The 18,838-nt window shown below is 44.2% G+C and carries 21 protein-coding genes, 4 tRNA genes and 1 riboswitch; of the genes, 18 read left to right on the top strand and 7 right to left on the bottom strand.

Annotated features, from left to right (window positions below; genetic code table 11):
• The first annotated feature begins 40 nt into the window (after positions 1 to 40).
• A complete protein-coding gene (locus FTV13_RS00335) occupies positions 41 to 1,033 on the top strand; it encodes an outer membrane protein assembly factor BamD (protein WP_166137837.1) in 993 nt (330 codons plus the stop codon).
• Between the two features lie 196 nt (positions 1,034 to 1,229).
• Positions 1,230 to 3,134, top strand: a complete 1,905-nt coding sequence (locus FTV13_RS00330) for a DNA primase (protein WP_180010596.1) — start codon at positions 1,230 to 1,232, stop codon at positions 3,132 to 3,134.
• A 70-nt stretch (positions 3,135 to 3,204) separates the two neighbouring features.
• Here the strand turns inward: FTV13_RS00330 and hemA are convergent, their stop codons facing one another.
• Positions 3,205 to 4,488: a glutamyl-tRNA reductase gene (gene hemA, locus FTV13_RS00325; protein ID WP_180010594.1), complete on the bottom strand. Its 1,284-nt coding sequence runs from the start codon at positions 4,486 to 4,488 to the stop codon at positions 3,205 to 3,207.
• A gap of 78 nt (positions 4,489 to 4,566) precedes the next feature.
• Here hemA and FTV13_RS00320 point away from each other — a divergent pair, with 78 nt between their 5' ends.
• The 11 genes from FTV13_RS00320 (at position 4,567) to panD (ending at position 10,664) form a co-directional block, all read left to right on the top strand.
• Entirely contained in the window at positions 4,567 to 6,270 is a 1,704-nt protein-coding gene (locus FTV13_RS00320) for a tetratricopeptide repeat protein (protein ID WP_166137843.1), read from the top strand.
• Between the two features lie 16 nt (positions 6,271 to 6,286).
• Positions 6,287 to 6,865 (top strand): lipoprotein insertase outer membrane protein LolB, encoded by a 579-nt coding sequence (lolB, locus tag FTV13_RS00315; RefSeq protein ID WP_179992819.1) that lies wholly within the window; start codon positions 6,287 to 6,289, stop codon positions 6,863 to 6,865.
• Positions 6,866 to 6,886: 21 nt separating this feature from the next.
• Positions 6,887 to 7,717: a 4-(cytidine 5'-diphospho)-2-C-methyl-D-erythritol kinase gene (gene ispE / locus FTV13_RS00310; protein WP_180010729.1), complete on the top strand. Its 831-nt coding sequence runs from the start codon at positions 6,887 to 6,889 to the stop codon at positions 7,715 to 7,717.
• Positions 7,716 to 7,790, top strand: a tRNA-Gln gene (locus tag FTV13_RS00305). Before ispE ends, FTV13_RS00305 begins: the two co-directional genes overlap by 2 nt.
• A gap of 26 nt (positions 7,791 to 7,816) precedes the next feature.
• Positions 7,817 to 7,891 (top strand) — tRNA-Gln (locus FTV13_RS00300).
• A gap of 20 nt (positions 7,892 to 7,911) precedes the next feature.
• Positions 7,912 to 7,986: transfer RNA gene (locus FTV13_RS00295), tRNA-Gln, on the top strand.
• 91 nt (positions 7,987 to 8,077) lie between these two features.
• Positions 8,078 to 8,152: transfer RNA gene (locus FTV13_RS00290), tRNA-Gln, on the top strand.
• A gap of 36 nt (positions 8,153 to 8,188) precedes the next feature.
• On the top strand, positions 8,189 to 9,142 hold the full coding sequence (locus FTV13_RS00285) for a ribose-phosphate pyrophosphokinase (protein ID WP_004784839.1): 954 nt from the start codon (positions 8,189 to 8,191) through the stop codon (positions 9,140 to 9,142).
• 100 nt (positions 9,143 to 9,242) lie between these two features.
• Positions 9,243 to 9,539 carry a 50S ribosomal protein L25 gene (gene rplY / locus FTV13_RS00280; protein ID WP_004784841.1) on the top strand — a complete coding sequence of 99 codons (297 nt, stop codon included), beginning with the start codon at positions 9,243 to 9,245 and terminating at the stop codon, positions 9,537 to 9,539.
• 19 nt (positions 9,540 to 9,558) lie between these two features.
• The gene (gene pth, locus FTV13_RS00275; protein ID WP_180010592.1) at positions 9,559 to 10,140 is read left to right on the top strand and encodes an aminoacyl-tRNA hydrolase; all 582 of its coding nucleotides are present in this window, start codon (positions 9,559 to 9,561) and stop codon (positions 10,138 to 10,140) included.
• Positions 10,141 to 10,283: 143 nt separating this feature from the next.
• The gene (gene panD, locus FTV13_RS00270; RefSeq protein WP_004784844.1) at positions 10,284 to 10,664 is read left to right on the top strand and encodes an aspartate 1-decarboxylase; all 381 of its coding nucleotides are present in this window, start codon (positions 10,284 to 10,286) and stop codon (positions 10,662 to 10,664) included.
• Positions 10,665 to 10,731: 67 nt separating this feature from the next.
• On the opposite strand, the gene FTV13_RS00265 is transcribed toward panD, so the two are convergent.
• Entirely contained in the window at positions 10,732 to 11,295 is a 564-nt protein-coding gene (locus FTV13_RS00265) for a GDYXXLXY domain-containing protein (protein ID WP_180010590.1), read from the bottom strand.
• The gene (locus FTV13_RS00260; protein WP_180010588.1) at positions 11,292 to 13,100 is read right to left on the bottom strand and encodes a DUF2157 domain-containing protein; all 1,809 of its coding nucleotides are present in this window, start codon (positions 13,098 to 13,100) and stop codon (positions 11,292 to 11,294) included. The genes FTV13_RS00265 and FTV13_RS00260 overlap by 4 nt, the downstream gene beginning before the upstream one ends.
• 171 nt (positions 13,101 to 13,271) lie before the next feature.
• A riboswitch (FMN riboswitch) is annotated at positions 13,272 to 13,428 on the top strand.
• 106 nt (positions 13,429 to 13,534) lie between these two features.
• Between FTV13_RS00260 and ribB the strand changes: the two genes are divergently transcribed.
• Complete coding sequence (gene ribB, locus FTV13_RS00255) at positions 13,535 to 14,194, top strand: 3,4-dihydroxy-2-butanone-4-phosphate synthase (RefSeq protein ID WP_180010586.1); 660 nt, start codon at positions 13,535 to 13,537, stop codon at positions 14,192 to 14,194.
• A gap of 65 nt (positions 14,195 to 14,259) precedes the next feature.
• Here the strand turns inward: ribB and FTV13_RS00250 are convergent, their stop codons facing one another.
• The 3 genes from FTV13_RS00250 to FTV13_RS15645 are packed head-to-tail and all read right to left on the bottom strand — an operon-like array spanning position 14,260 to position 15,534.
• Entirely contained in the window at positions 14,260 to 14,871 is a 612-nt protein-coding gene (locus tag FTV13_RS00250; protein WP_180010584.1) for a LysE family translocator, read from the bottom strand.
• Positions 14,872 to 14,916: 45 nt separating this feature from the next.
• Positions 14,917 to 15,402, bottom strand: coding sequence for a DUF1289 domain-containing protein (locus tag FTV13_RS00245; RefSeq protein ID WP_179992824.1), 486 nt, complete (start codon positions 15,400 to 15,402; stop codon positions 14,917 to 14,919).
• A 3-nt stretch (positions 15,403 to 15,405) separates the two neighbouring features.
• Positions 15,406 to 15,534: a hypothetical protein gene (locus FTV13_RS15645; RefSeq protein ID WP_257218376.1), complete on the bottom strand. Its 129-nt coding sequence runs from the start codon at positions 15,532 to 15,534 to the stop codon at positions 15,406 to 15,408.
• A 56-nt stretch (positions 15,535 to 15,590) separates the two neighbouring features.
• On the opposite strand from FTV13_RS15645, the gene FTV13_RS00240 reads away from it, so the two are divergent.
• From FTV13_RS00240 to FTV13_RS00225, 4 genes are all read left to right on the top strand, one after another.
• Entirely contained in the window at positions 15,591 to 16,523 is a 933-nt protein-coding gene (locus FTV13_RS00240) for a rhodanese-related sulfurtransferase (protein WP_159123453.1), read from the top strand.
• 206 nt (positions 16,524 to 16,729) lie between these two features.
• Positions 16,730 to 17,008, top strand: coding sequence for an FUSC family protein (locus FTV13_RS00235; protein ID WP_159123452.1), 279 nt, complete (start codon positions 16,730 to 16,732; stop codon positions 17,006 to 17,008).
• 88 nt (positions 17,009 to 17,096) lie between these two features.
• On the top strand, positions 17,097 to 17,714 hold the full coding sequence (locus tag FTV13_RS00230) for a DedA family protein (protein WP_159123451.1): 618 nt from the start codon (positions 17,097 to 17,099) through the stop codon (positions 17,712 to 17,714).
• 29 nt (positions 17,715 to 17,743) lie between these two features.
• Complete coding sequence (locus FTV13_RS00225) at positions 17,744 to 18,172, top strand: ABZJ_00895 family protein (RefSeq protein ID WP_166137855.1); 429 nt, start codon at positions 17,744 to 17,746, stop codon at positions 18,170 to 18,172.
• A gap of 87 nt (positions 18,173 to 18,259) precedes the next feature.
• Here the strand turns inward: FTV13_RS00225 and FTV13_RS00220 are convergent, their stop codons facing one another.
• The gene (locus tag FTV13_RS00220) at positions 18,260 to 18,784 is read right to left on the bottom strand and encodes a YecA family protein (RefSeq protein ID WP_004784868.1); all 525 of its coding nucleotides are present in this window, start codon (positions 18,782 to 18,784) and stop codon (positions 18,260 to 18,262) included.
• Positions 18,785 to 18,838: the final 54 nt, after the last annotated feature.

Below are 18,838 nucleotides of genomic sequence, written 5' to 3'. Positions count from 1 at the left end.
GCAATTGTAGCTCATTGCCCGTATTAACAGAGGAATTTTTATGTCGCTACCACATTATAAAATGACAATGCTTGCTGTGACGTTAGGCATTGCATCGGCAATGGTAGGCTGTAGCAGTAATCCAAAAAAAGAAGTCGTGGACAAAGGTCCAGAATCTAGCGAACAGGTTTATATCCAAAAAGCACAGAACGCGCTAGATCGCAAACAATATACTGATGCAGCAAAACAGCTCGAAGCACTGGAAACCTATTATCCAACCAGCCAGTATGCACCGCAGGCGCAACTGGAACTGCTGTATGTCAAATTCCAGCAAAAAGATTATGAAGGTGCAGTGGCACTGGCAGAACGCTTTATCCGTCTGAATCCGCAACATCCAAATGTCGACTATGCTTACTATGTCCGTGGCGTAGCGAATATGGAGCAGAACTATAATGGCCTGCTGCGTTATACCTCACTAAAACAGTCACACCGTGATGTGAGCTACCTGAAAGTAGCTTACCAGAATTTTGTCGATTTCATTCGTCGCTATCCATCAAGCCCCTATGCAGTAGACGCTGCACAACGTATGAAGTTTATCGGTCAGGAACTGGCAGAAAGCGAAATGAATGCGGCCCGTTTCAATATCAAGCGTAAAGCATATTTGGCTGCTGTTGAACGTGGTTTATGGGTAATTGAACACTATCCACAAACGCCACAGATTCCAGAAGCGCTGGCAACCGTTGCTTACGGCTATGACAAGCTAGGTGACAAAGCCACAGCACAGCAATATATCGAAGTACTGAAACTAAACTATCCAGGTCTAGTGAATGCCGACGGTACCGTGAACCTGCGTGCAGCACGTAGTGAAGGCAGCTTCTTCAATCGTGCGACTTTGGGTATTTTCGGTAAAGAAGCCAAAACCGTGACCGATACGTCTAGCCAATCATCTGAAGACCAAGCAGAAAAACGCAGTCTGACCAATCGCATGACTTTTGGTTTACTCGATCGTCCTAAAACCACTGAAACTGAGCTGCCTGAACCGACTGCTGAATAAGCCGACTGTTACAGGTGCATTTTTACAAAGGGCAAGTTATCATACTTGCCCTTTTGCATTTTCTGAGCCATGCTTGAACAAATTGTGCAAACAGGTTATACCAATTAATTCATTTATAGCGTTGGATGAATCATCCTACTCTTAATTTTCAATGATTTAACACCTAAATAACGCAGCACGAGAAGCTTAGCAAACCATGGCCATTCCTCAGCATACGATTGATCAGATTCTCGATCGCACCGATATTGTCGATGTGATTGGTCAATACGTGAAACTAAAAAAAACTGGCCGCACCTATTCGGGCTGTTGTCCTTTCCATCAGGAAAAATCACCTTCTTTTCACGTCTACCGTGACAAGCAGTATTTCCACTGCTTTGGCTGTCAGGCCAACGGCAATGCCATTCGTTTTTTAATGGATATTGGCAGCCGCAATTTCATTGAAGTGATGAAAGACCTGTCCAGCCAGACCGGAATTGAACTGCCTAAAGACAATAAAGATTCCAACCGCTTAAAATACAAACGCGAAGCCAAACCAAAACCGGTTGCTACGCCACCAGTAAAAACTGCGGATACATCTACAAATCCGACGCCTGAACAACCTGCTTATTTTGATCCATTTGCTGAAATTCAGGCACCTGAAGCTGAATTTTATACGGATGACCCTTTTGCTGCTTTTGAGCAAATGCCTGCAGCAGAAGCACAAGCAGATGGCAACTTATACGACCTGCTGGAAAATATCGCGCAGTTTTATGAGCGTCAACTACCCAACAGCCCAAGTGCCCAGCAATATTTTAAACAGCGTGGTCTGACCTCAGAAACGATTGCCTACTGGCGACTCGGTTATGCACCGGAAGACTGGCAACATCTGGAAAAAGCCTTTCCACAGGATATTGAAGGTCTCAAACTTTTAGGTCTGATTCGTACCAGCGACAGTGGTCGGGATTTTGACCTGCTCCGTGATCGGGTTATTTTTCCGATTCGGGATAGTAAAGGCCGTGTGGTCGGTTTTGGTGGTCGTGCACTAAATGACGAAATTAAACCGAAATACATCAACTCACCAGATTCAGAAGTTTTCCATAAAAACCAGTTATTGTATGGCCTGTATGAAGGTCGCAAGCAGAAAGCTCAAGACTGGCTGATGGTGGAAGGCTATATGGATGTCATTGCCTTGCAGCAATATGGCATTCATGGTGCAGTGGCTACTTTGGGAACAGCAAGTAATACTGATCACCTAAATATTCTGTTCAAGCAGAATAACCGGATTACCATTGCCTTTGATGGTGATGCGGCTGGACAAAAAGCGGCACGCCGTACTCTGGAAATTGCTCTACCCTTACTGAACGATGGGCGTGAGTTAAAATTCTTTGTCCTGCCGAATGACCATGACCCAGACTCCCTGATTCGTCGTGAAGGCATTGAAAATTTCCGCCGTCTGCTGGATCAGGCACCGCTGCTCTCTGACTTTGTCTTTGCCCATCTCACCCAGAATCACGACATTGCAACGCCTGAAGGTAAAAGTCAGGTGATGGGAGAGCTACGTCAGCTAACCGAATTATTGCCAAAAGCTGGCTCATTCCGTTATCTACTACAGCAGTTCTTTCGGGAAAAACTCGGTTTTAGCCGCAAATGGCAACCCAAAGTCAATAATGACGCCTCTCTAAGCTTTAGCACCAAAATTGATGCCGAAGAATATGTCATTGCGATTCTGTTGAATCATCCTTATCTGTATATTCATTTTGAACCACTACGTGCACTGGTCAGTGAAGATCAATTGCTATTCAAGATTCTGAATATATTTAATGTGATTTTTGATGAATTGCCGGATGATCCGGAATTGTCGACCTATTATGTACTCGGTGCCTGTGCTGCACATCATCATGAGTTACAGCATATCCTGCAACATGCCAATGTCAGCGATTACACCTCTTCTCCTGAGCAGGCAGACAAACTGGCGGCAGACTTCTCAATCAAGCTGCAATATCAATGCTTACAACACAAATTAAAATCGAAAAAGTTTAGTAGCATCGCGGAGATGAAAAATCTCAAGATGCGGATTTATGAAATTGATAAAAAACGTTCCATGACCTTACTCGAAGATTAAAAACCAAGAAATAAAAAAGGCGTTTATTTTAAACGCCTTTTAAATATCGGAAAGTTATTCCAACATCATTTTAATGTTTAACCTTACGGCGATGCTGAACCACGTCCTGCAAACTGTTCTGTAGCATTTCAAAATAGCTTGGATCTTCAGCTTTGGCAGCTTCACGCAGCATGATTGAGGTCGGATGCAGAAGTTTTTGGGTCAAACGATGCGAAAATTCGGCCAATACTGTTTCAGCACTTTCACCTTTGGCAATACGTTGCATAGCAGTTGCCAGTTCTTCCTGACGTAAGCTTTCCCCATAATCCCGGTAAGCATGAATCGTACTACCCGCCTCACTCACCTTCTGCTGGGTGATCAACTCAGTCGCCAGTTGATTGACCATCACTTCCGCTTCGACCGCTGCCTGACGACGCTGCGCCAGGTTTTCATCAATCACGCTTTGCAGATCGTCCACGCCATAGAGATAAACTCCATCCAGCTTTTCAACTTTTGGATCAATATCACGCGGTACAGCCAGATCGACCAACAGCATTTGCTGGTAACGGCGCTTCTTTAAAGCAGCTTTGACATCCGGATAGTGAATGACTTGATGCAAACTACCGGTACAACTGGAAATCACATCTGCACGATGCAAGTTTGCTGCCAACTGATCAAAATCAATAATCTCGACTTCTGCACGGTGGGCAATTTCCTGCGCCAGATTCTCTGCACGAGCACGAGTCCGGTTACAGATAATGATTTTTCTGACGCCCATTTCTGCCAGATGTTTGGCCACCAGACTGTTCATTTCCCCGGCTGCCACGACCATTACAGTTAACTGCTCAGGCCGGCTAAATACTTGCAATGCTAATTGTGCAACTGCATAGCCCATCGATACTGCATGACTGCCGACTGCTGTTTCCGAGCGCACACGCTTGGCCGCATAAAAGGCATATTCAAAGATACGATTCAGGTTTTGCGAAACGGTTTTAGATTCTTTGGCAAGAGAGAGTGCGGTTTTGACCTGTCCCAGAATCTGCGGTTCACCAAGCATCAGGGAGTCGAGACCACTGGCGACACGCATCAGATGAGTGACGGCTTGCGCATTCTCATAGCAATAAACATGATTCTGTAATTGCTTGGGATCAATACCATTGGTCTGGGCGAGCCAGTTTAGCACCATGTCGACATTGTCCGACATCGCGTAAACTTCGGTCCGGTTACATGTAGACACCACCACCATATCATTCAGTACAGGGTGCTGGCTTTGCTCGGCAAGTAAAATGCTTAACTTTTCAGGGTTAAAAGCAATCTTTTCGCGCAGCTCTACAGAGGCAGTTTGATGGTTGACACCCAATGCAAAGAAAGACATATCAGGTCATCATTTCACTAAATTTATGCTATTGTGCAACATCGGTGTCATAAAAAGCATTACTTGGATAAAGAAAAATTGCGTCTAACAACTAGCCGTATAAACGGCCCTACCATTAAGCAATATTCTACCACATTCTTGCTGGTGGTTAGCATGGCTTCAACTGCTCATCTTTATGCAGCAGAAGCAGTTTACCATGCAAATCAAAATTATGATGCGATAAAACAAAGTATGATAGCCGAGTTCGCACTCGCCTATCGCGATATTCCAAACGCTTTACACAACTATACTGTGCTGGCCATTAAAAGCAATTCCACCGCGGTTAAACAGCGCGCACTCAATATCGCCCTCGAACATGAAGACCTGAATGCAGCGCTGGATATTTCTACCCATTGGGTGGTTCAGGAACCGCAAGATGTTCCGGCGTTATTCTATCTGGCGCATATTGCCTTAAAAGCCCATGAGTATGAACTGGCGGCAGAAACGCTGGAAAAGATCCTGAAAATTGATGATAACGCCGATCTGGAAGAAATTCTGGCCGGGATTGCCCCGGATGAGCCGGATGACCGTGAATATTTAATTCAGGCTCTAAGTACTAGCAAAGCCAAAGACAATCCTTCGATTCTGGTGCTGGTCGCCGGTCTGGAAGCACAAAAAGGTCAGCTAGAACAGGCTCTCAATACCATCAACCGCGCCTTAAAAAAACGTCCAAAGTCGACTGGTTATATCCTGATGAAAGCCAATCTGTTGGCGGCATTGGGTGATGATGCGGAAACGCTGAAATGGTACGAGAAAGCCAGTCGCAAACATCGCAATAACATGGATATACGTCTGGCTGAGGTTAAATACCTGATCAAGCTAAATGAAGCTGAAAAGGCCTTACAGAAACTAGAAACGATCCTGAAAAAATCACCACAACACGAAGAAGCACTGTTTATTGCCGGTCTGACCAGTATTGACCTGCAGCAATATGAACGAGCTGAAAAATACCTGGTTGAGCTCCGTTATTCGGCTCAGTACCAGAATGAAGCCTATTACTATCTGGCGGTCAATGCAGAACGCAAACAGCATTATGAAACCGCCAAGGCGTATTACCGCCTGGTGGATGGCAGCCTGTATACGGTCTCACGACGCAATATCATTGCGATCTTTGCCGAGCAGGATAAACTGCATGATGCACTGCGCTTTCTGACTCAGGAACGGGTCAATTATCCGCAACATGCCAGTTTCCTGTATCTGGCTCAAGCGGATATTCTGAAACGCATGAACAATAAGAACGCAGCGATCCGAATTCTGGAAGAAGCCAGCAAAAACCTGCCGGATGATCCGGAACTGGTCTATGCTCAAGTTTTATTGCTAGATCCACATGAAGATCGTGATCAACTGGATCAGCTGTTAAAAACCCTGCTTAAAATCGAGCCGAATAGTCCAACCTATCTGAATGCTTATGCCTATACGCTGGCCCGTCAAAATCGCCGTCTGGATGAAGCACGGCGCTATGCTGAACAGGCACTGGAATACGCACCAGAACAGGCTTCTATTCTGGATACCTATGGCTATATCTGTTACTTGCAAAATGACTTTACCACGGCTGCCCAAGTCTTGCTTAAAGCCTATGAACTGAATCCAAGTGCAAAAATTGGCGTCCGTTATGCACGTTCGCTTTATATGAAAGGCGATCTACAACAATTCCATCAAGTGTTACAACAATTACAACAAAACCATCCAAATGACCCAGAATTAAACCAACTTAATTCGCTATTGTTAGCACCACAATCCTGAACGAGTCCATTCTTTTATGCGCAACATAAGTACTTTAGGCTGCTGTTTCATTGCTTCTACTGCCCTGTTCATGAGTGGTTGTCAGCAGATGGTGCAGCAAAAAGCGCCTGTCACGCCATCGGTACAGGCTGAAAACCAGTTCCAGCTGCAAGGTAAAATCGGGGTACGTACACCTCAGCAAAGCGGCAGTGCCTTTTTTACCTGGGTGCAGCAGCAGGAAGAGTTTGATATTGAACTGACTGGTATCTTAGGTGCCGGAAAAACCCAGATTTCAGGTACTCCTGGTCAGGTGACGTTGAATAGTGCCAAAACCGGCCTGATCAAGGCAGCAACGGCAGAAGAGCTATTGCAACGTGCAACCGGCTGGCAAGCCCCGATTAGTCATTTAGTTGATTGGGTACAGGCACGTCCTGCGACACAATCTGCCCAGATCCAGAAAGACAGCTCACAGCGTATCAGCCAGATTATTGAACAAGGCTGGACGGTAGATCTGAGTTATAACCAGCAGGCAACTGTTCCAAACCGCTTGATTTTAAAGCAGTCACTTGAGAATGGGGGTGAAAACCGTATTACAATGGTGATTCAAAACCGTTAACTGGTCTGACGCAAGCTTATGATGATTCGTGTTCCCGCACCTGCAAAACTGAATTTGTTTCTCCATATCACCGGTCGCCGTCCGGATAGTTATCACGAGCTGCAAAGTATCTTTCAGTTGATAGATTTGTGTGACTGGCTAGAGTTTGAGCAAACAGATGATCAGCAGATTCAGATTGAAGGTCTAGCCTCAGTCGATCTGGAACAGAATCTCATCTATCGTGCAGCGCAGATTTTGCAGCCTTATACCAAAACGCCTTCTGGTCTGATCATTCGACTAGAGAAGAATATTCCCATGGGTGCAGGTCTTGGTGGTGGCTCATCCAATGCAGCAACGACCCTGATTGTGCTGAACCAGTTATGGCATTGTGGCTTAAATTCTGAGCAACTGGCAGAGCTCGGCGTCAAGCTGGGCGCGGATGTGCCTATTTTTGTTCATGGTCGCAATGCCTGGGCTGAAGGTATTGGTGAACACTTAACATTCATAGACTTAGATCAAAAACAGTTCATTGTGTTAAAACCTGACTGTTTTATCAGCACTCAACAGCTTTTTTCACAAAAAACGTTGACAAGAGACACGAAGCCCTCTAAATTTTGCGCCTATCAGATAAAGCCATCTGATTTCGGAAATAACTTTGAGCCAGTGGCAAGAAGCCTATATCCAGAAGTCGATGAGGCAATGCAATATCTCGATCAATTCGGTGTTGCAAAGCTTACAGGTACAGGTGCTTGTGTTTTTATCGAAGTAACTGATGATATGAATGTGACCGACATTCTTGAGAATGCACCATGTAAATCTTACTTGGTGAACAGTCTACAAGAATCGCCATTACATCATTTCAAGGTTCAATAGGGGTATCGCCAAGTGGTAAGGCACCGGGTTTTGATCTCGGCATCCGTTGGTTCGAATCCAGCTACCCCTGCCATTATTCACCTGTAGATGTACTGTATTAGGGGTATCGCCAAGTGGTAAGGCACCGGGTTTTGATCCCGGCATCCGTTGGTTCGAATCCAGCTACCCCTGCCATCTTACAGTTCATCAAATCTAGGGGCGTCGCCAAGTGGTAAGGCACCGGGTTTTGATCTCGGCATCCGTTGGTTCGAATCCAGCCGCCCCTGCCATTTTCTCGAAAAAAGACAGAACATCATTTGCTGTAAGACTGTTAATTTACCTTGACACAATACCGCAAAAATATTAAAGTTCTGCCGCATTAGGGGTATCGCCAAGTGGTAAGGCACCGGGTTTTGATCCCGGCATTCGTTGGTTCGAATCCAGCTACCCCTGCCATCTACTTCCATACATACCAACCGCCAAGGGTGCTTCATGCCCAATCTTGTCGTTTTTAGTGGAACCGCGCATCCACAATTCGCTCAAAAAGTCGTAAGTCACTTACATATTCCTCTAGGCGCTGCCTCTGTAGGCCAGTTCTCTGATGGCGAAATCGCTGTTGAGATCACTGAAAATGTTCGTGGTAAAGACGTATTCATCGTACAACCTACTTGTGCACCGACCAACGATAACCTGATGGAAATCCTGGTCATGGCTGACGCGTTACGCCGTGCAAGTGCTGGTCGTATTACTGCCGTGATTCCTTACTTCGGTTATGCCCGTCAAGACCGTCGTCCCCGTTCAAGCCGTGTGCCGATTACTGCAAAAGTTGTTGCAGATATGCTGACCACTGTAGGTATTGACCGTGTGGTGATGATTGACCTTCACGCTGACCAGATCCAAGGTTTCTTCGATATTCCTGTAGACAACATCTACGGTACGCCAGCCCTGCTTGCTGATTTACGCCAACAACAGCATCATAACCTGATGGTTGTTTCTCCTGACGTAGGTGGTGTAGTTCGTGCTCGTGCTGTTGCGAAACAGATGGGTGATATCGACCTGGCGATCATCGATAAACGTCGTCAAAAAGCGAATGAATCACAAGTGATGCATTTGATTGGTGATGTGAAAGATCGTGACTGTGTGATCGTTGATGACATGGTGGATACTGCTGGTACGCTTTGTAAAGCTGCTGATGCGTTGAAAACTTTCGGTGCCCGCAAAGTAGTTGCTTACGCGACTCACCCAGTATTATCTGGTAAAGCACTTGAAAATCTGAAAAATTCTGTGATCGATGAGTTGGTAGTTACTGACACCATCCCTCTTTCAGAAGAAGCTTTAGCTCTTGGCAAGATTCGCCAGGTTTCAGTTGCAAGCATGGTTGCTGAAACAATTCGTCGTATCAACAACGAAGAATCTATTAGCGCAATGTTCGATTCTTATCTATAATAGTGCGCTGAATTTCCAAAGCCCTGCCATTTGGCGGGGCTTTCTATCACCGGATCGGTCGCAGGTCCGGTTCATTTAAAACTTAAATAGGATGTCTATCATGGCAAACTTCGTATTAAACGCAGAAGCACGTGAAGTAGCACAACAAGGGAAAGGTTCGAGCCGCCGCCTTCGTCATGCTGCTAAAGTTCCAGCGATCATCTATGGTGGCGAAGCTGCTCCTGTAGCTGTTTCTCTTGAACTTCGTCAGCTTGTTAAATTCTTAGAAAGCAACTCATTCTTCGAAGAAGTAATCGAAATTGATGTAAACGGTAAAGTTGAAAGCGTTAAAATCCAAGCGTTACAACGTCACCCAGCTAAAAACACTCCAATGCACGCTGACTTCAAACGCGCATAAGTGTTAATGGTGTAGATTAGTGTCAAATATTTCACTGATTGTAGGTTTGGGCAACCCAGGTTCTGAGTATGCTCAAACCCGCCATAATGCAGGCTTCTGGTTTGTAGAACGCCTTGCAGATCAATATGGCATTAACCTTAAAAAAGACCCTAAATTCAATGGATTCAGCGGTCGTGGCAATATCGAAGGTCAAGACGTCCGTCTCCTTCTACCTACAACATTCATGAACCTTTCCGGTAAAAGTGTTGTTCCTTTCGCCAAATTCTACAATATCGCACCCGAATCAATCCTGATTGCCCATGATGAACTGGATATGAATCCAGGCATTATTCGCCTGAAAACTGGCGGTGGTCATGGTGGACATAACGGTTTACGCGATATCGTGCCGCATATCGGTCCGAACTTTCATCGTCTACGCATTGGTATTGGTCACCCAGGTTCTAAACACCGTGTTTCTGGTCATGTCCTGAGTAAAGCACCAAGCAGTGAACAAGAGTTAATGGACGATGCAATTGCCCATGCACTTGCTCGCGCCAAAATGCTGGTGAACGGTGAAGTACAACAGGCAATGAATCAAATCAATGCTTATAAACCGAACTAAACATTCATAAATTGCTGGACAATTCCGCTTGCCTTGCTGGCCATTTAGGCGCAAAATGCGCAAGCCTACCCACTTATCCAGTGTCGTAGAAATTGATTCAACCATAAGATCAAAGTCTTAGGTCAACTAAGGGGACGCTAGCCATGCTATCTCGTTTATTAAAATGCAAAATTCATCGCGCTTTTGTTACACATGCAGAATTACACTATGAAGGTTCATGTGCAATTGATGGCGTTTTGATGGATCTAGCTGGCATTCGTGAATACGAAGAAATTCATGTTTGGAACGTGACCAATGGTAAGCGTTTTACTACTTATGCCATTCGTGGTGAAGATAATTCAGGGATTATTTCTGTGAATGGTGGTGCTGCGCACCAGGCTGATGTTGGTGATATCGTGATTATCGCAACATTTGGTGATTTCACTGAAGCCGAAGCCAATGCTCATAAACCACGTCTGGTTTATGCCAACCCGGATAACACTGTGAATCACACTGCAAATTGCATTCCGGTACAGGTTGCCTAAGCTGGTTCAACAAGATTCTCAAAAGCTCGCTTCTCGCGGGCTTTTTTATGGGCTGATTAAAATAAAACTAACGCCCCTGCCACCAGCTTTTTCGGTTCTCACAGTTTAAGGACTTAAGATTTTGATCTACCAGGTCAGCCAACAAAGTTTCTCCATTTTCTTTTAGCTTTAATTCGGCGAATTTAGCATTACGATAACAAGGCTCAAGTCCCTCAGCGAACATAAAACTGTTGGCAGCCGGATATAAGCCTTCAAAGGTATTCCGTGGATTTTTCAGGATTAGTCGCGCTGAGCGTGGCTGATCCAGCGCACTTCGATCAAAACTGGTTTTGACCACTTTTCCTTGCTCATCAAGCTGTACATAGCTTAGTACACGGGACTGGTTTTCAAAATCTTGAATACTGATTTTAGGTTCTGATTGTTCTGATCTATTCTCCGCTGCTAGTGCACTAAAATGCAGATCATAATTCAGCGCCATGTAATCTCCTTGCAGAATTGATCGCGGATCTACTGGTGCCAGCTCCACATAAATACTTTGGCTATCTCGAAGATGCCATTCATGTTGCGCAATCAATCCACAAAATAAGGCAATACTGAAAATAGCTAGATGCAAAGGAAGAAACTTTTTCATCTTGCCTCTCCTTGCTCATGTTGCAGTTTTGATGACTGCTTCAACATATATGCCAACAACAAGACCAGTATCCCAGAAGCAAAGATACTGATGCTTTTTAATAGAAAACTTAAGCCCAGATTGTAATACAGCATCCATAACCAGAAGATTAACAGCAAGATGGTTAAGGCCTGAATCAAGGACTGCTTATAAACAATGGCCCACGCCATAAGCAGCATAATAATAAAAATCTCAAAATAGCCCAACAGAATGAGTAAGATGCCAAATACAGGAATCAGCCAGAGCAATTTTTCAGAAAATTGCTGCCAGTTTTGCCAGATAAAACCAAGCAACAATAAGCTCGGAAGAACATAAAACAGCAGAACGTGGTCAAGGCTGATCTGCCCGATGCCCTGCCAGTGCTCTAATCCAGTCACAGATTGAACCACGGCTGAACCTGTCAGCATAGCAATGATCCAGAGCAGAATACTTTTCTGATAAATTGAGGACTGCCAATATCTAGCGGTTAGAATTAGCCCGATAAAAATGACATAGTTCAAGCTTAGGGCAAGCGTGATTACAATATCATCATGCTTAAAGGAATTCTCTAATGCCAAAACCACAATTGCTAAAGCATGAGCTATCAAGAGCTGTAAGGTTAGAATGAACCAGTGCATCCTTTTGATCACAGTCAGAGCCAGCATCATTAATTGCAACAGCCACACTATAAACAGACTATCGGTGAGCAGTTCCGTATGAATTAATACCGCAGCTTGCCCGCAAACCCAAAGACAATAGGCAAACTGACGTAGAAATATGGAATTCTTTTGACTTAATAATTTCCAAGCGATGCCAATAAAAATGAGACCTAAAACAATTGAAACTGCTTTCCAATAGGTCAGTAATAAGACTGCCAGAATAATTCCAGCTATCCATGCACCAAGTGCCAAAGGAATGACGGAGAATTTGGTTTGTGGAAAAATTTTCTTTAGGGCAAAACTGATCAGCGCAAACCAGCCAAAGATCAGCATTGCCAAGATAAATAAGCCCGCTGCTGAATTGGTAAGCTGATCGTCCACCAGTTCAAACAGCCATAGGCTCAAACTGGCAGCCAAGCCTGCAATCAGTAAAATGGTTTCTAGTGCCTGATGCTTACGATAAAAATAAAATGCAGCCCCTGCTGGTAGAACAACTGAAGAAGCCAGATAGATCAGCTGAAAATGATGGGTAAACTGCATCATGCTGCTGATCGAAATCATGATAATGAATGCAATAAACAGATATCGCAGTAACGAATAATAACGTATGGCAAAGGCAAAGCTGATGGCCGTCAGTAGATTCAAAGTCAGTAGATATAATCCTTCTGCCCGTATCATCCAGAAACTTTGCTTAAAGTAAAAATACAATGCCAGCTGACTGACCACACAAAGCATGGCAAAAACCCCGATATTTGGTCGATATAGCCACGGCAACAGCAATACGGCCCAGAGCAGAAATAACTGATAACTATCCGCACCAGTCTGATATATCTGCCCAATCACCACCAGACTTAAGCCCAGCATCAGGCCAGATACAGTATCCAGACTCTGTCTGATCCATTCCCGCTGATTAAAGTAAATGCTGGCTATTGCACTACAGAGTAAAACCAGCATTGGAATTGCTAACTGTACCTGATTCGGTAGCATCCACCAGTTCGCAGCCATTAAATACAGCAAACTGACTGCAATCAGCGCAACGCCCAAAATATTGAGATAACGCAAAACCTTTGCATCACAAAACAGCAAGGGAGAAAATGGATTATTATGGATCAGCTCGGTTTTCTTCATTGTCAGAATGATTGATCAATTTCTATTGTTAATAGCAACATAACATGTTTCCAGTTTTTTGCTAAAGGACTGTAGTAATTCAGATAATCTGTTTTGCTTATCTGAAATTCTGCAAATTCGTGACTGGCCAAACTATCCCATCTTTTAAAAATCAGGACTATAATGGCCCTACATCGCTTCAGGGCGGGGTGAGATTCCCCACCGGTGGTAATTTCAGGGTAGTAAATCTCTATTCCTAAATCAGCCCACGAGCGGTCAATTTCGATTGATCTGCAGATCTGGTGCAAATCCAGAGCCGACGGTATAGTCCGGATGAAAGAAGACGAAAGCAGTACACCCTGTTTTATGCCTGGCATGAAACTGTTTTGCTATAAGCCTATTTTCACTATGTCCTGAAATGTTCAATCGTACTTTTACTTTACGTGAGCGTTTCAATGTCAAGTTTGATTCAACCCGAAATTTTCTTTTCCGCTTTAGCTCCCGCTGAACAGCGCATCCAACAAGCACTCGAGGACATCCGCCAAGGCAGACCTGTTCTGGTGATGGATGACTTTGACCGCGAGAATGAAGCCGACCTCATCATTGCAGCAGAGACTTTGACTGTAGAAACCATGGCTCGTATGATTCGTGATGGTTCCGGTATTGTGTGCCTATGTCTGACTGATGAACTGGCCAATCATTTAGAACTGCCACCTATGGTGCAGGATAACTCTAGCCAGTTTAAAACTGCATTTACTGTCACCATTGAAGCTGCGGAAGGTGTGACGACTGGTGTATCTGCCAAAGACCGTACCACCACGATTAAAGCAGCCATTAAAGACGGTGCTGTCGCCAGTGACCTGAACCGTCCAGGGCATGTCTTCCCTTTACGTGCACGTGAAGGTGGTGTGTTGACCCGTCGCGGCCATACCGAAGGTACGATTGATCTTGCGCGTTTAGCTGGCTTGAAACCTGCCGGTGTTCTGTGTGAACTGACTAACCCCGATGGCACCATGGCTTCTGGCATTCAGGTATTGTCTTATGCACAGACGCATCAGCTGACCGTGATTACCATTGATGAACTGGTGCGTTACCGCCAGCAGCACAATGTATAAGTATAAGATTTAAAGATAAAAAATCCCGGCTTAAGACCGGGATTTTTTATCTTATATAAATATTTTTAGATGAGTACAGATAATATTCCATAGACTGCGACTACCAATAAAATCAAACCGCACAAACCAAGCAAATACGGATACAACCTGGATTTAGCAAAGCCTTGAAAGCCTAAATAAACTAATGACAGGGTCAAAAAATCCAGGACAATCCAGCTGATCGTCAGAATAACCAAACTTAAATCCAGATTTGGCGTGATGCCAATAAACTGCGGGAAAAACGCAGCAAAGAAAATAATATCTTTGGGGTTGGAGATCCCCACCAGAAAACCGGTTCGGAAGCCACCCTGTACTGGCTGCAAGCCTTGTGAACTGGTTGAACCCTGCCCTTGCCAGACTTCCCGGAAAATCTGGATTCCCAGCCAGGCAATATATAAACAGCCAAGCAGCTTGATGCCATTCAGCCAGTTTTCATTAATGACCAATAAGCCTTTTAAGCTAAAAATAGATAAGGTGATCAATACCAGAGAAGCAAAATTCGTCCCGAAAATGGTCTGCAAAGCATGCTTATAGCCACCTTTCAGTCCAGCACTAGCGACCAGCAACATCACAGGCCCAGGTGTGGCAATCATGATAACGACGGCCAGACAATAGAGAATATATTCACTGATATTCATGCCATTTCCTCAGCTATCATGATTTTACTAAATAAAAAAGAGGACTTAGTCCTCTTCCTGCATATGAATCAAATGCTGACTGATCCCATCCGCCCGTAAAAAAGCCAGGTCATAACTGGCTTTGGCGAGTGCCAGTACCCGACGTTCGAATTCATCCCAAAGCGGGCGCACCTGTTTGTAATGAATGCCTAAACCGCTTTCATCAGTAAAATGACGATTCTTTTCACAGAGTTTTAAGGCATGGTAAAGCTTACGACCTTTAGTCGCATCTTCACGTAGACGCACCCGTTTAGACAGGACAAATGTTTCCACTTTGGCCAGATTCGCCATCGGCAGCATCGGGACCAAAATCTGATCTAGCTGTGCATCCAGCCGCTGCCAGACCGCAGTATGTTGATCTGCGTTATAACTATTCCAGTGAATCACTTCATGATTAAAACGGCGGCAACCACGACAGACCGCATCACCAAATACGGTTGAGCAACGCCCTGCGCAAGGGGTCAAAGATGCAATACGACGATCCGAACTCAAAACTTACTCCAACTGTGCTGCAACTTCCAGCATCTGCATCATTGCATCAAAATCCTGGGTCGGCATGACTATACACGCTCTCCCTATCGATTTGAAGTCCGTTAAAACCCGGCCTTTTACTCGCTTATTCATTCAAATCACGTTAAAATATGCGCCTTTCAAATTATCATGCTACGTTGGAGTATTCCATGAACGCTACTGTAGAACAGCTTGCACCTGTAGAACAGCAAGCGACGACTGGTTGGGTTGTTGCCGCACTTTATCAATTCAAAGAAGTTCAAGATCCTGCGGGTCTGCAACAACGTCTTTTAGAGTTGGTAAAAACCATCAACCTTTGCGGTACTCTAATTGTGGCAGGTGAAGGCATTAACGGGACTGTTGCGGGTAACCGTGAAGCCATCGACAAAGTACATCAGTTTCTGCTTGATGAAGGCTTCAACGAAATGGAATACAAAGAGTCGCATAGCTCTGACAAACCATTCCGTAAAATGAAGATCAAGCTGAAAAAAGAGATTGTGACTTTAGGTGTACCGGTTAAGCCACGTGATCTGGTTGGCCATTATCTTGATCCTAAAGAATGGAACGAGCTGATTGCACGTGATGATGTGATTCTGGTTGATACCCGTAATGATTACGAGTACAAAGCTGGTACCTTCAAAGGCGCAATCGATCCAAAAACTGAAACTTTCCGTGAATTCCCTGAATATGTGAAAAAGAACCTGGAACAGCACAAGGATAAGAAAATTGCCATGTTCTGTACCGGTGGTATTCGTTGTGAAAAATCAACTTCTTTATTGCTTCAGGAAGGCTTTAAAGAGGTGTATCACCTGAAAGGCGGTATTCTGAAATACCTAGAAGAAACTCCAGCTGAAGAAAGTCTTTGGGAAGGTGAATGTTTCGTATTTGATGGCCGTACTGCAGTTACACATGGTGTGGAAGAAGGTCAAAATACCAAATGTCATGCGTGTGGCTGGCCATTAACGCCTGAAGAGGCAGCGCTGCCAAGTTATGAACACGGCGTATCTTGTGTGTACTGCATCGATAAAACTACCGAGAAACAAAAAGAAGGTTTCCGTATGCGTCAATCGCAAATTCTGGCTGCAAAACGTAAACGTCTCTAATTCCAGTTTTGTAACTAAAAATATCTAAGCCCTCTTCGGAGGGCTTTTTGTTTACATAAGCATTACATCTGCAATAAAAAACTTACCAATCCCTTACCAAGAACAGCATATTTTTACAGCTAAGCTTGATAGTCTTTATATCACATTACTTTGTTACCATAAGTCTTTCATTATTAATTAATTTTTTAAATGAAAAGGAAAACAAAATGGCCAATTCACTTGCTCGGGATCCAGATAATATTGTTAGATTCCAACCTAAAGAAAATACAAAACTGGAACGTATTACCCAACTGACAGATGAGCTAGAAGCAGAATCACATCTGTTTATTGTGATCTTGGGAACTATCATTGGTGCCATTCTTGCCCTGTTTATTGGCTACCATATTGAGGCTACAGCAGCACACTATTTACTGCTCAGTGCTCTGCCAGTTTGCCTGGCTTACAGCTTACGTAAAGTTTACATTTATACCTTAACCCATAGTTAATCCACACTTGGCCATTTATATAACTTAACTTTACCCTCTTAAAAATACTGCTTAGGATACAAGCAGTATTTTTTATTTTGCCAATTTTATGAATCTGACTGAATGGATTATTTCTGTCATGGAACAGCTGGGCTACTGGGGCATTGCCTTGCTCATGTTTCTTGACAATGTCTTTCCCCCGATCCCCTCTGAAATTATTATGCCTTCTGCCGGCTATTCCGCATCTCAAGGAGAATTACTGCTGGTTGGAGTCATTATTGCAGGCAGTATCGGTTCGTTATTGGCAGCGGCATTGCTCTATTGGATTGGCTATAAATTTAACCACGACAGTATTTTCAGATTCATAGACCGATATGGAAAATTCTTGTTTATCAAATCTGAAGACGTGAAAAAATCTCTGGAATGGTTCGAGCAGTATGGACACCGGATTGTATTCTTTGGCCGGATGGTTCCGGCAGTACGTTCCCTCATCAGTATCCCGGCTGGCATGAGCCATATGCCTTTCTGGAAATTCATGTTCTATAGTGGACTAGGTACTGTTATCTGGACCACGTTCCTGGCCTGTGTCGGTTTTTATTTTGGTGAAAATCAGGAATTGATGCACAAAATCTTCAGTCAGGTCAGTTATGTGATTATTGCGATTGTCGTGATCATCATGGGCTGGGTTTTATACCGTAGACATCAACGTAAAAATCGTCCATCCTGAAGAGACCTCAGCATAAGGAGGCTAAAACGATGTCGCACTATCTTAAATATTTTGCCACCGTTTATCTGACTCTGGTCTTAATAGTCGGCATACTCATCTACGTGTTCAATCTGGGCGCCATTCTGCTGATTCCTGCCCTGATTGCCTCCGCCTTTCTCAGCGCCCGATACTTTGTGAAAAAAGAACTCCGACTACCCACCCAGGAAGAGAAAAGCAGACTGGTCTGGGGTTCCACGATTATTGCCATGACCTTTGGATTTATCTTTTTGTTTATAGTGATCTGGCTGCATCCACAGACGGAGGAAATCTATAGAAGGATGCCTTATACAGGACGCGGGCCAAATTCGTTTCTGGTAGCTGCAAGTATTGCCTTACATGCCTTGCTGTTGCATATCGCCTACAATGGCTATGCGCGTTATAGCTTGAGCAAGCGTACGGGTGCCGATCATAAACCTTAGACTAGGTAATTAACTAGTCCAAACGTTGTACAAAACACCTGAGCTAAAAAAAGCACCTGACGGTGCTTTTTCATGGCGGGGCATGACTTATTCTGGTGTGTGGTACATCAGATATAATTCATTCAAGTTTTCTGGAATCTCTTCTGCAAGCTCATCCATTAACTGACCATTGCGACGGAAAGATTCCATTTGCGGATCTTCTTCATCGATGCCACTGAATACCATAATTGGCAGCGTTAAATCGACCAACTGTTCTTCAAATTCTTCTGTAAACCAGGCTTCTTCGTTCAGGAACATGGCATCTACAAAGCCCACACTCCAGTCACCTAGACTTGATTCGGTATCTGCTTCTTCAATTTCAAATGGGAAAGTGATCCCTTCTTCATTGGCCAAGCTTTGACGGATTGACTCTAACCATGCTTTAACCTGATTGATGATTTCTGCAGGCACTTTTTTCTGGTTGCCTTCAAAAAGTTCATCCATCCATTTGTCAAATTGCGGGCCTACTGCGATAGCACATAAGAAACCATGAGTTGCCGCAAAATCCAGACCATACTCATTTTGGTCGCCGTCCAGATATTCACTCAACAGGTCTAAATCTAAAGCACTCATTTAACATCCAAACTTAGAAAACCGAAAGGATTAGCATAGCATTTATTCAGGCTA

This window comes from Acinetobacter sp. YH12235, from assembly GCF_013417705.1.
GTDB lineage: Bacteria > Pseudomonadota > Gammaproteobacteria > Pseudomonadales > Moraxellaceae > Acinetobacter.
This window is presented reverse-complemented; position numbering and strand designations above follow the sequence as displayed.